Annotated in this window: 7 protein-coding genes; 1 reads left to right on the top strand and 6 read right to left on the bottom strand. The window is 58.8% G+C overall.

What is annotated here, in order from left to right; translation table 11 throughout:
* Positions 1-13: 13 nt before the first annotated feature.
* The 3 genes from AC54XV_RS00950 to AC54XV_RS00960 all read right to left on the bottom strand — a co-directional run bounded on the left by AC54XV_RS00950 (position 14) and on the right by AC54XV_RS00960 (position 5,339).
* A complete protein-coding gene (locus AC54XV_RS00950; RefSeq protein WP_496717656.1) occupies positions 14-757 on the bottom strand; it encodes a permease in 744 nt (247 codons plus the stop codon).
* 332 nt (positions 758-1,089) lie between these two features.
* Entirely contained in the window at positions 1,090-2,070 is a 981-nt protein-coding gene (locus tag AC54XV_RS00955; protein ID WP_111522125.1) for an IS5-like element ISPsy2 family transposase, read from the bottom strand.
* A 56-nt stretch (positions 2,071-2,126) separates the two neighbouring features.
* A complete protein-coding gene (locus AC54XV_RS00960) occupies positions 2,127-5,339 on the bottom strand; it encodes a toxin VasX (RefSeq protein ID WP_496717658.1) in 3,213 nt (1,070 codons plus the stop codon).
* 398 nt (positions 5,340-5,737) lie between these two features.
* Here AC54XV_RS00960 and AC54XV_RS00965 point away from each other — a divergent pair, with 398 nt between their 5' ends.
* Positions 5,738-7,231: a YifB family Mg chelatase-like AAA ATPase gene (locus AC54XV_RS00965; RefSeq protein ID WP_003413980.1), complete on the top strand. Its 1,494-nt coding sequence runs from the start codon at positions 5,738-5,740 to the stop codon at positions 7,229-7,231.
* Between the two features lie 69 nt (positions 7,232-7,300).
* Here AC54XV_RS00965 and AC54XV_RS00970 read toward each other — a convergent pair whose 3' ends face one another.
* The 3 genes from AC54XV_RS00970 to recG all read right to left on the bottom strand — a co-directional run bounded on the left by AC54XV_RS00970 (position 7,301) and on the right by recG (position 12,638).
* Positions 7,301-8,608 carry a CitMHS family transporter gene (locus tag AC54XV_RS00970; RefSeq protein ID WP_003313973.1) on the bottom strand — a complete coding sequence of 436 codons (1,308 nt, stop codon included), beginning with the start codon at positions 8,606-8,608 and terminating at the stop codon, positions 7,301-7,303.
* Positions 8,609-9,078: 470 nt separating this feature from the next.
* Positions 9,079-10,476: an aminoacyl-tRNA deacylase and HDOD domain-containing protein gene (locus AC54XV_RS00975; RefSeq protein ID WP_032656938.1), complete on the bottom strand. Its 1,398-nt coding sequence runs from the start codon at positions 10,474-10,476 to the stop codon at positions 9,079-9,081.
* 86 nt (positions 10,477-10,562) lie between these two features.
* Positions 10,563-12,638, bottom strand: a complete 2,076-nt coding sequence (gene recG / locus AC54XV_RS00980; protein ID WP_003425918.1) for an ATP-dependent DNA helicase RecG — start codon at positions 12,636-12,638, stop codon at positions 10,563-10,565.
* Positions 12,639-12,640: the final 2 nt, after the last annotated feature.

Here is a 12,640-nt window from a genome sequence, read left to right on the forward strand (position 1 = left end):
CCGGTAATGAGGACTACCACTTCCAGGCCCTTTCGGTGAACTCGGCCGTTGGAGGCAGCGCGCCGCGGAGAAACGCGAGGTATTTGTTGAACAGGACCTCGTGCTGGAAGCGGGCCTCGAAGCCAAGTGTGACGTCGGTGCGGTGCGTGATGATCATGAGGCGCTTTCGGTCGACCGTGACGAAGTTGTACTCGGCCCATGGCAGGCTTTGTTCGTGGTGGATGGGGTTTTCCCAGTTCAGCAGCTTGATCGCTGCGATAAAGGCCATGGCCACGGGGCCGATCAGGAACAGCAGCGAGCCGGTGAAGAGTGCTACAAAAACGAATATCAGGATGACGGCTATGGCGATGCCCTTGAAAAGGGATGAGGCGAAGTCGGGGTAGTGGAGGTGGTACTCAACGAGGGCGTGGTTGGTTTTGATGGTGTAGTTGTAGATGGTTTTTTGGCGGACACCCAAGACAATAAAATAAATGGCTCCGCCACTTGCACTCGCTAAAATATAAATCGCTTGCACCGGATTTTTTGAATAAAAGCTCCATCCTGCCCACAGGCCAAAGCTCAGCATCGCCGCATAGATTGAAATAATTGCCATTTCAGCAAAAAATATTTCTTTTGACGGTCTTGCAATGGTTTTTATTGACCAGCTCAGGATCTCCTTACCGTTTGGATATTGTTTGGTTATTCCAAAAGCTTCTGATTCCGAGGTGATGCCTTTGAGTTTTTTTGTAGCGATCGGGTGTGTTGGGGAGGTTGTCATAGTTTATTCCGCTACTTCGAGAGTCAAGGCAGTGCTGCGGTTTAGCGCTTTTACTTCGAGTTCAGCAGTGATCAGGCCGTCGACCTTGGTATCGCCCTCGCGATTTAGTTTAAGTTGATACAAGTATCCGATGTCTTGTTGGTCGGGTTTAATAAGGCTATCGGGGTACCATATCTGCAGCTCTAGGGAAGGTCTGAAGTAGCCGGATGTTTTCCGGCTACCGAGTCCTCAGCACTTTTCAAAAAACGATGCATGTCGAAATTTGCTCAATTTTCTTCGTTTTTCAGCTCTTTCGGCCGCTGCAAAGCCCTTTGCAGTAACCATTTCCTGCATTACACGCGCACCTCTCCTGCGCTCGCCAACAAATGTCGGCGGGCCATCCACAGGTTTGACAGGGCGAACAACGTCACCATCTGCGCGGTGTTCTTGGCCAAGCCCCGAAAGCGCACTTTTTCATAGCCAAACTGGCGTTTGATTACCCGAAACGGATGCTCGACCTTGGCGCGAACCTGGGCCTTGGCCTTCTCGATTTTGCGGATCGCCTTGTACAAAACATTGCGTTTCCCGTGTTTTTTGTAAGTGCTACGGCGGGCGGCAATCTGCCAAATGACCTTGCGCCCAGTATGTTCTTCGCGCTTCTCGACCCCGGTGTAACCTGCGTCGGCGCAGACTACGTTTTCCTCGCCGTGCAGCAGTTTGGCAACCTGCGTGACGTCTGCCACATTGGCCGCTGTTACTACCACGCTGTGCACCAGGCCTGACTCGTCGTCGGCGCCGATGTGAGCCTTGGCGCCGAAATAGTACTGGTTACCTTTCTTGGTTTGATGCATCTCAGGGTCGCGTTTGCCATCTTTGTTCTTGGTCGAACTGGGCGCGTGAATCAGCGTGGCATCGACGATGGTGCCTTGACGCAACGACAAGCCACGGTCGCCCAGATAACCATTAATTACGCCGAGAATTCCAGTCGCCAACTCGTGCTTTTCCAGCAGACGACGGAAGTTGAGAATGGTGGTTTCGTCTGGAATGCGCTCCAGGCTCAGGCTTGAAAACTGACGCAGGATGGTCGTCTCATACAGTGCTTCTTCCATCGCCGGATCGCTGTAGCCGAACCAGTTCTGCATCAGATGAACACGCAGCATCGCCATCAGTGGGTAGGCGGGACGGCCACCTTCTCCTTTTGGATAATAGGGCTCAATCAGGGCAATCAAACCTTTCCAGGGCACCACCTGATCCATCTCGATCAGGAACAATTCCTTACGGGTCCGCTTGCGCTTGCCGGCGTATTCGGCGTCGGCGAAGGTCATCTGTTTCATCATCGAAAAGCTCGGCGACTGGTGTCCGGAGATTTTGCCAAATTAGGAAGTCTTTTTCAGAGTTTCCCTAGGTATGTGGCTTCTGCCTCAAGAGGAATCCAGGTTTCCCATATCAAGTCTTCACTTTCATGGGGCATAAGCGGAAATGTGAAATCCTCGTGAGCATTGCGGGCCGCTTTGTTGCCAAGTGTTCCAAACTGGCCAGCCTGCCTGAACTGCCCTCGGTTTAGAAATGACTCATTTATCGGAGAGTCTATTTTTTCCACGGGAAGTACTCCCCATGGGCGCTTGCTGCTGATGATATTGAAATGTACGGATTGCGCGCGTACCGCGCTCGGAAAAAGAAGCTGCACGCCAGCACCGTCTTGCACTGCTGTGCTGTAATAATCCCCTTTACCAAGATAACGACTCTCAAGACGTGTGGTGATTTTTACATGAACTTGAGGGCTTAATTGTATTGTAAGAAGGTCAAGCTTTTCTGCGTGCTGGCCTCCTGCGTCTGTTGAGTACCGGTACTCAATTGATCTGGACCAGCAACATCTTCGCAGCCACCAACCTACACTGTCCTGCTTAAAGTAATTCAGAGCCGTCGTCGCGAATAGGTACACGGTACCTATGAGCAGTAAAGTTATACTAAACCATGGGCTCATCGCGACGGCAGTAAGGGGTGTGGTGGGGAAGATTCCTGCAATAAGTTGAATGGCACTGCCTGCTCCCATCATGAGCACTGACGCAAATTTTAGCTGCATCGCTATGATCTCTTCGGAAGTATTGACTCGGCTGAGATCATCCTGAATATCCAATACTTCCAGAACAGCCGCCGCTACCCCAAACGCCCCCATCGCCACCATCGAAACCCTGAACCCACGTATGGCATCACCCCATACGAGATTTCCCTTCGCCCTCCAATAACCCGCAGAGCGATCCAGAATCCCCACATTCTTGCCATCGATCAGCACCGGCGTCGCATCCCTGATAACCGCCCACGGCGCTTCAACAAATACCGCCATCAACAAGTTAAAGCTATATCCCAATCCATACGTCACCTTGCCAAGGTCCTTCGCACTGAAGTCTCCATCCCGAGTAAGGTCGCGATAAGTGAAGGCGGTGTTGATGAAGTTGAGCATGATCACGCCCCAGGTGATCGAGCCGGCAATGCCTCCCAGTCCATCGAGCCAGCGCCTGGCGCTGGTCAGCCACTCTTTGGTGATGGCTTTGCCGGACTGGAAGTGCAGGCGAATCTCGTCCTGCAACTGCCTGGCGTATTGGTTGTTCTGAAAGTCGAGCAGGGCCGGCATGCTCAGTTCGTGCAGGCGAAGTTTTTCCTCGAGCGCGCGCAGGTGGCTGGCGATGCTTTTGCGGGGGTTGTAAGCGGTTGGGTAGAGCCAGCTGCGACGGGTGTCGCTGATCTGTTTGTTGAGCACCTGCCACTCACTAATCCAGGTTTTCAGCTTCGCGAGCATGTTGTGATCGATCGCGATACGCGCCTTCGAATCGAGCAAAATCTGGCCAATCAACAGCGTGCGAATCAGTGCAACGATGTTCTGCTGCTTGCCCACCGCCATGCGGCTGTCGATGGGCACCCAGGCCAGCAGGATGCTTTCGAACGTCGCCTTGCCTGCGCTGCTGGCCAGTTGGCCGAGGGCTTTGAAGGTGTCCTGAACGGGTTGTTTCAGCGCCTTCATCCACGGCTTGTCGGCAAAACCCTGGTGATTGAGCGTGCCGTTGAGTTCGCCGATGCGGGTGGCCAGGTTGGTGATGTCGCCGAGGCCGTTCAGCAGCGCGTTGGCCTCCTGGTGCAGCGCGTGCTTGAGCGCCGGTGAGAAGCCGTAGCGCAAGGTGCCAAACAGGCTGTTGTCGCTGGCTTCCTGCTCGGCGAGCCAGGCGCTGGCGGCGTTGTCCTGAGCGTAAATGATCTGCAGATTGAGCATGAGCGTTTGCAGGTACAGCAGGCTTTCAGGGTGAGAGGTGTCGATAAACAGCTTGAGGGGTGCCGTACCCAGATGGGTCGACCATTGCCGGAAATCGCTTTGCGTGTCACGCACCTGCTGCAGCAGTGTGTCGCCGGTTGGCAGGTGCTGCTGAAGGTACTGACGCGCACCGCTCAGATCTACCTCGCGCCGCCATTTGTGGCGATCTTTCCAGGCTTGCAGGGCCTGGTCGGTCGGAGCGCTGCCGTAACGCGCCTGAAGCGATCTGCGCATCTCCGGACTCTTGAAAATATCCGGCAGCAACAGCACGCCACCGGGAGCGGTGTTGTTGCCGATCTGCTCTTGTTCAAACATGCATTGTTCAAAATAGGCTTCGACGTCGCTCAGGTACTGGTGGGTAAGCGCCGCATTGCCGCGCACTGATGCCGGCAATTGTTCCGGTTCGCCTTCAGCGCCACACAGTGCGGTGACAGTCTGGGCGATCTGGATCTTGTGTTCGTGCTCGGCTTGCCAGTTGCGGTAAGCGGCCTGATCGGCGGCCAGTTGCATGCCCAGATCGTTGAAAATGGCCAGAGGGTCATCAAGGGCGATGAGCAGGGAGCTGTTCTTGTCTTCAACGCTACCCTGCCAGAAAACGTCAGCGCCGATTGGTGAAAACAGCGGCTGGGTTTCTTCGCTGGAGGCCTTGGATGTAGGAATCGCCGAGTCTGCAAAGCGGTCATCATCGACCACATACTCGTTGTCGATGTCCGCCACCGCTTCGGCGATACAGTTCAACGGCAAGGTATCCGGCTCGGCCATGGTTATGCAGTAGCGTTTCAGATCCAGCGCTTTCATCCATGAATCGCGGCTTGCCGGGTTCGAACGCAGGTGTTCGCAGATTCGCCAGGACCACTGCTGCGCTGAAAAGGCGATGCGCAGCAGGTTGTTTCGCGGATAGAGCAGAAAAGGCTTGGCATCGCTGCCGCCACTGCGCTGGTCACTGCCAAGCTGCGCATCGGTCCAGACAATACGGCTCAGGTTGCCTGTGGCGGCTGACACCGCGTACTCATGCAACGTCTCGGCTGTTTCGTCGTAGACATACACATAACCGTCATACAGCTGGCGAAGGGTATAGCTGCGTGTTTTCAGTTTCGGCATAACCGCCCAGCGGCTGCCCTCGAGTAGCGGTTTCAGCTTCTCGGGCGCGGTATCGTAGCGGGAGCGGTCCAGCGCGTAGCGCACTGGCACGATGGCAACGTCAGGGCCGCGGAAAGGGCACAGGCTGGTGGCCGTGGCGGGTGTCTTGGCGAACGTTGCAGCACGTCGTTGAGTATGGGTGCCGGATTTGTCGGTCATGCATGGAATCTCTGCGCAGAAACGGGCGATATCGCCCGCTGTATACAGAGGTGCATTCCAAGATATGTGCCGACTGTCTATTTATCGATATAAAACAAAGAGATAGAGATTTAAAGCAAAGATATCGAGCAAAAAAAGCATGAAATAGTGCGCAAACATCTGCGCACATGCGCTGACTCGTTAATGTGTGCCGCATCGCTTTGAATATAGGGCTTTGCTGGTTAAGCCCCGGCCATCGGATGCGCAAAAATTTGCGCATCTATGTTTTGCATGCAGCCTTTAGCCGACTAAGTGTCGTGCCTGTCGACCCCACTCACACCCTGTATCCATTCCCCCCTCACCCCCACCCCGCAAATAAAGCACGATACCCGCCCATCGCTCATATCAAGGAATGATCCATGTCGCTGGCTATCGTCCATAGTCGTGCCCAGGTCGGGGTGGAAGCCCCTGCGGTTACTGTTGAAGCGCATCTGGCCAACGGCCTGCCGGCCCTGACGCTGGTGGGGTTGCCGGAGGGGGCGGTCAAGGAGAGCAAGGACCGGGTGCGCAGTGCCATTCTCAATTCCGGGCTGGATTTTCCGGCGCGGCGCATCACGCTCAATCTTGCGCCGGCTGATTTGCCCAAGGATGGCGGGCGGTTCGATCTGGCGATTGCGCTGGGGTTGCTGGCCGCCAGCGGGCAGGTGCCGCTGGTTGCGTTGCAGGATGTTGAGTGCCTGGGCGAGTTGGCGTTGTCGGGGGCGATTCGACCGATTCAGGGGGTGCTGCCTGCTGCGCTGGCGGCGCGTGCAGCGGAACGGACGCTGATCATTCCGGCGGTGAACGCCGAGGAAGCGTGCCTGGCGTCGGGGCTGCGGGTGATTGCGGTGAGTCACTTGCTGGAGCTGGTCGCGCATTTCAACGGGCGCACGGTGATTGCGCCGTATCAATCCAGTGGTCTGCTGCATCAGCCCAAGCCGTATCCGGATTTAAGCGAAGTGCAGGGCCAGACCGCCGCAAAGCGTGCCTTGGTGATTGCTGCCGCCGGGGCGCATAACCTGCTGTTCAGCGGGCCGCCCGGCACCGGTAAGACGCTGCTTGCCAGTCGCCTGCCGGGTTTGTTGCCGCCGCTGGATGAGCACGAAGCGTTGGAGGTGGCGGCGATTCAGTCGGTTGCCAGTCAGGTGCCGCTGACCAGTTGGCCGCAGCGGCCGTTTCGGCAGCCGCATCACTCGGCGTCGGGGCCTGCGTTGGTGGGTGGTGGCAGTCGTCCGCAACCTGGCGAGATCACGTTGGCGCATCACGGCGTTTTATTCCTGGACGAGCTGCCGGAGTTTGATCGCCGCGTGCTGGAGGTTTTACGTGAGCCGCTGGAGTCCGGGCATATCGTGATTTCCCGGGCGCGGGATCGCGTGCGCTTTCCGGCGCGGTTCCAGTTGGTGGCGGCGATGAACCCGTGCCCCTGTGGCTATCTTGGCGAGCCGACCGGGCGCTGCCGTTGTTCCACCGAGCAGGTGCAGCGCTATCGCAACAAGTTGTCCGGCCCGCTGCTGGACCGGATCGACCTGCACCTGACCGTCGCCCGCGAAGCCACCGCCCTCAACCCTGACCCGACCACCAGTGAAAACACTGCCAGTGCCGCAGCCGTGGTCGCTGAGGCGAGAGACCGTCAGCAACGTCGTCAGGGCTGTGCCAATGCGTTTCTCGATCTGCCGGGGCTGCGCGAGTATTGCGCGCTGTCCAGTGTCGATGAAAGCTGGCTGGAGACGGCGTGCGAGCGTCTGACCCTGTCGTTACGGTCGGCGCATCGGTTGCTGAAGGTGGCGCGAACCCTGGCGGATCTGGAGCAGGTGGACGCGATCAACCGCAGCCATCTGGCCGAGGCCTTGCAGTATCGGCCTTCAACCAATTGATGGCCGCAAACGCAAAAACTCGCCGTCAACGATCAAGTCGACGGCGAGCCTTGGGTCAGCCAAAGAAGCTTACATGCTGCTATAGAACGGGAAGATGCCCATCAGCAGTGCGGCAACCAGGATGCACATGCACACCAGAATCGCCCATTTCAGGGTGAAGCGCTGGTGGTCACCGAACTCGATACCGGCCAGTGCCACCAGCAGGTAGGTCGAAGGCACCAACGGGCTGAGCAGGTGGACCGGCTGACCGACGATCGACGCACGGGCCATTTCCACCGGGCTGATGCCGTAGTGGGCAGCTGCTTCGGACAGCACTGGCAGTACGCCGTAGTAGAACGCATCGTTGGACATGAAGAAGGTGAACGGCATGCTCACCAGCGCGGTGATCACCGCGAGGTACGGGCCCAGCGCGTCAGGGATCACGGCCAGCAGGCTTTTCGACATCGCGTCGACCATGCCGGTGCCGGACAGGATGCCGGTGAAGATGCCCGCAGCGAAGATCAGGCCGACCACCGCCAGCACGCTACCGGCGTGGGCCGATACGCGGTCCTTCTGGTCCTGCAGGTTCGGGTAGTTGATGATCATCGCGATACTGAACGCGATCATGAACAGGACCGGCAGGGGCAGCAGGCCCATGATCAGGGCGACCATCAGGGTCAGGGTCAGGGCAGCGTTGAACCAGATCAGCTTTGGACGGCGCGCATCAGGGAATTGCGAGACGCTGATTTCGCTGTGGTCGACTTCATCGCCCTGCAGGTGCAGTTCACCCAGTCGGGCACGTTCGCGCTTGCCGTAGAAATAGGCAATCGCCAGGATCGCGATCACACCTGCCAGCATGGCCGGGATCATCGGCACGAAGATATCGGAGGCGTCGACATGCAGGGCACTGGCCGCACGAGCGGTCGGGCCGCCCCAGGGCGTCATGTTCATCACGCCGCCGGCCAGAATGATCAGGCCGGCCATGATGCGCGGGCTCATGCCGATGCGGCTGTACAGCGGCAGCATGGCGGCAACGCAGATCATGTAGGTGGTCGCGCCGTCACCGTCGAGGGACACCACCAGCGCCAGTACGGCGGTGCCGACCGAAATGCGCATCGGGTCGCCCTTGACCATTTTCAGGATCTTGCGCACGGCCGGGTCGAACAGACCGGAGTCGATCATCAGCGCAAAGTACAGAATGGCGAACATCAGCATCACGCCGGTCGGCGCCAGCTTGGTGATACCTGCCAGCATCATCGGGCCGATCTGCGACGCGAAGCCACCGAACAGGGCGAAGATGATCGGAACCAGGATCAGGGCGATCAGCGCAGTCAGGCGCTTGCTCATGATCAGGTACATGAACGCAATAACCATGGCAAAGCCAAGGAAAGTCAGCATGGGAATACTCCAGACGTAATACGGCTACAGAACGTGAAATGAACGAGTCAGCTCAGCAGATCGGTACGTGGAGTGGGGGCGCAAGGAGAGTGTGGAACGAGAAGTCAGGAAGCATCGGAATCACCATTATTGTTGTTAATTGGGCCTGAAACACCTCGGAATCCGTTCCTGGCTAACCGGTCTTTTTGCCGGAAGTGGACTGATGCTAATTGGCCAAGCTTTCACCGAGCTTTCATTCGGCAGTTGCGGGAATTTTATTGTCACAGGGTTTATGGGCATGAACAGGAGAGGCACGGATGAGCGAGATACACTCGGGTGGCTGCCATTGCGGCGGGCTGCGTTAGCAATCGGCTTCCGTGGCTACGCCTGGATGAGCACCTGCCAGGGGTTGAAGGCGAGCCTTTCTGAGGTTCGAGGGGAGAGTGCCAAGGTCGGAGCCTTCGGCACTATTCGTACGTTACATCCGCAGGTTACTTGCTGAACTGCGACGCCAGTTCGCGCAGCAGCACTTCGGCCTCGAGCACTTTTTTCACCGATTCGTTGGCTTTTTCGCGCGTCAGGCCCAGGCGTTCGAACAATTCGTCCGGGATATCCTGTTCGGGACCGGAGCCGATACCGTTGGCACGCAGCAGGCGCACCGCCAGATAGACCAGGTTGGCATAGACGTGATGCTCACCCTTGTAGTGAGGGTCGTGCTGGAAACGCAATGCGATGGCGAGCTCATCCGGCATGTCCCAGTAGCGCATCAGCCAGGCCCCGATCTGCTCGCGGCTGATACCCAGCAGGTGCTGCTCGATGAAGCTGTGGTGCAAATGCGGGTTCACTTCCAGCTGGCGGCAAATCAGGGTGAAGTGCGGTGGAAACACGTGCGCCAGCAGCAGGTAGCCGAAGTTGTGCAGCAAGCCGGCGAGGTAGCTCAGGCCACCCTCCGGCCGGCTGGCGCGCGGAATGGCACGGGTCAGGCCTTCGATGACGGCAGCGGTGTAGATGGACTGTTGCCAGTACGGCGTGGTCTGTTGTGGCTGATCCTTGGGCAGGCTCAGGGTTTTGCCCAGTGCGAGCCCCAGTGCCAGATTGATCACCAGATCGAAGCCCAGTACACGGACGATTGCGTCTTCGACCGAACGAATCTTGCCGGTCGACGCGTAATACGGCGAAGCGGCCCAGCTGACGACTTGAGCAGCCAGTGCGGGATCGGTTTCGACGACGCCGGTGATGTCATCGATGGTTGCATCGGGGTCGACACGCAGTTTGATGATTTTCTGCGCAGTGCCAGCCAGCGGCGGAATCTCCAGAGTCGCTTCCAGACGCTGCTGGATGCGGCGCGCCGTGAAGGCATGCATGGCCTGAGTGATTTCTGCAGGATCGTCGTCAGGACGATCGAGGTTCGGCCGGATCGCCGCCACAGACTGACCAAAGTGCGCGGCGCTGGCCTTGCTCAGCATGCCCTTGAAGTCCTCGCTGCTGATTTCCAGCAGAACACCAGGCTCGCCCGAACCCACCAGCAGTGTTGGCTCCTGAAGCAGGCGCTCGTCGTAAAGGCAGGGTGAGCTGGTCAGCGCCGGGAGACCTGGCAGTACGCGCAGGTTGTGCTTGGTCAGCATGCGCGCCAGCCGCTCGTGCGGCACGGCGGTCAGTTGGCGACCGGTCAGCTCGGTAATGCGGGAGAGGTCGAGCAGCTGGCTTTGCGGAAACAGGATAAGCAACGCACCGACAGCATCCTCGACCAGCACGGCCTGCACCTTGCGCGCTGGAGGGAGGTTCTTTTCGTCCACGACTTCGTTGTAGCTGATAGCCAACTTTTCAAGCAACTGCCGGATTACCAACGGCGCATGGTGCGGATCATTGACGTGGGCGACTTCTGTCATGAGCTATGTCCAAATTCCTACATTTTCTGAAGTATAACCACGTTATTCGATTTGGGTCGCACGCGGTTTGCAAAGCATAGTCTGCATCACACCTGGCCATACTGCTGGCCATGACGCAGCCACCTGTCGAGCAGTGGGCTGACGTGTTGCGGCCAGCGCTCCAACAGGGCCTGAGCCGCGTCGCGTACGGCCGGTAGCAGGTCTGCGTCGCGCATCAGGTCGGCGACCTTGAATTGCAGAAGGCCCGTTTGTCGGGTGCCGAGCATTTCGCCGGGGCCACGCAGTTCAAGGTCTTTTTCGGCGATGACGAAACCATCGTTGGTTTCGCGCATGATGCCCAGGCGCTGCCGTCCGATCTGTGAAAGCGGCGGATGGTAGAGCAGCACACAATGACTCACCGCGCTGCCGCGCCCGACGCGGCCGCGCAACTGGTGCAATTGCGCCAGGCCGAGGCGCTCGGGGTTCTCGATGATCATCAGGCTGGAGTTCGGCACGTCGACACCGACTTCGATGACCGTCGTTGCCACCAGCAATTGCAGCGCACCTTGCTTGAACTCGGCCATGATCGCGGCCTTTTCTGCAGGCTTCATGCGCCCGTGAATCAGCCCGACGCGCACGTCACCCAACGCGCTGCTCAACTCTTCGTAGGTGGTTTCAGCGGCCTTGCAGGTCAGCTCTTCGGATTCTTCGATCAGCGTGCACACCCAGTAGGCCTGGCGCCCTTCTGCGCAGGCGGCGCGCACCCGCTCCACGACTTCCAGGCGGCGACTGTCGGCAACCAGCACGGTATTGACTGGCGTCCGCCCCGGCGGCAGTTCGTCGAGGATCGAAGTGTCCAGGTCGGCGTAGGCACTCATGGCCAGCGTGCGCGGGATCGGTGTGGCGGTCATGATCAACTGATGCGGGCACATCAGACCGCCAACGCCCTTTTTGCGCAGCGCCAGGCGTTGCTGAACGCCGAACCGGTGCTGCTCGTCGATGATCACCAGTGCCAGGTTCTTGAACTGCACTTCGTCCTGAAACAGCGCATGGGTGCCGACCACCATGGGTGTGCCGCCGGCGATCTGCTCCAGAGACGCGACGCGCGCCTTGCCTTTGAGCTTGCCCGCCAGCCACGCCACACCCACGCCCAGGGGCTCAAGCCAGCGCTGGAAGTTGATGTAGTGCTGCTCGGCGAGAATCTCGGTGGGCGCCATCAGCGCCACTTGATAACCCGCTTCCAGTGCCTGCAATGCAGCCAGCGCAGCAACCACGGTCTTGCCCGACCCTACGTCGCCCTGAATCAGCCGCAGCATCGGCTCAGGCTGACTCAGGTCATAGGCGACTTCCTTGCCGACACGCTGCTGCGCGCCGGTGGGGGCAAAGCCGAGGTTGGCGAGAAACTGTTTCGGCAGTTTTTTCGCAACGGGCAATGCCGGTGCGCGCTGTGACCGCAGGCTTTCACGCAGGCGTTGCTGGGAAAGCTGGTGAGTCAGCAGTTCTTCGAAAGCCAGTCGGTGCTGCGCCCAATGATGCCCGAGGGCCAGCTCCTCCACGTCGGCATCGGCCGGCGGGTGATGCAGGTAACGGATCGCATCATCCAGCGGGGCCAGCTGATAATCGCGGGCCAGCTCTTCAGGCAGCCAGTCCGGCAGACTTTTGGGGCCGAGCATCGCCAGGCTTTGCTGGCACAGCTGGCGCAGACGCTGTTGGGTCAGGCCTTCGGTCGTCGGGTAGATCGGCGTGAGGGTCTGTTCGACGGGCGCGGGCTCATCACCGGTAATCGCCCGATATTCCGGGTGATAGATCTCCAGTCCGGAAGCACCCGGGCGCGCTTCGCCGAAGCAACGCAGGTGCGTGCCACGCTTCATGCTTTCTTTCTGGGCGTTGCTGAAATGGTAGAAGCGCAGGCTGACGACCCCGGTGCCGTCGCCCAGCCGCACCAGCAGGCTGCGACGCTTGCCCATCACCACATCGGCACCGCTGACCACGCCTTCGATAACGGCATCCTGACCGGGACGCAGCGCACCGATCGGTACGATGCGCGTGCGGTCCTGATAACGCAGCGGCAGATGGAACAACACGTCCTGCAGGGTTTCCAGGCCGACCTTGGCCAGCTTTTCTGCCATCGCTTCGCCGACACCCTTGAGCGCCGTGACCGAGACCCTGGAAAGCTCGCTCATTT

The sequence above is a fragment of the Pseudomonas fragariae (ex Marin et al. 2024) genome (genome assembly GCF_059621105.1).

Bases quoted from the DNA above. Each gene is read 5' to 3' on its own strand.
- AC54XV_RS00950 (WP_496717656.1), bottom strand. From the start codon at position 757: ATGACAACCTCCCCAACACACCCGATCGCTACAAAAAAACTCAAAGGC.
- AC54XV_RS00955 (WP_111522125.1), bottom strand. From the start codon at position 2,070: ATGAAACAGATGACCTTCGCCGACGCCGAATACGCCGGCAAGCGCAAG.
- AC54XV_RS00975 (WP_032656938.1), bottom strand. From the start codon at position 10,476: ATGACAGAAGTCGCCCACGTCAATGATCCGCACCATGCGCCGTTGGTA.
- AC54XV_RS00960 (WP_496717658.1), bottom strand. From the start codon at position 5,339: ATGACCGACAAATCCGGCACCCATACTCAACGACGTGCTGCAACGTTC.
- AC54XV_RS00970 (WP_003313973.1), bottom strand. From the start codon at position 8,608: ATGCTGACTTTCCTTGGCTTTGCCATGGTTATTGCGTTCATGTACCTG.
- AC54XV_RS00965 (WP_003413980.1), top strand. From the start codon at position 5,738: ATGTCGCTGGCTATCGTCCATAGTCGTGCCCAGGTCGGGGTGGAAGCC.
- recG (WP_003425918.1), bottom strand. From the start codon at position 12,638: ATGAGCGAGCTTTCCAGGGTCTCGGTCACGGCGCTCAAGGGTGTCGGC.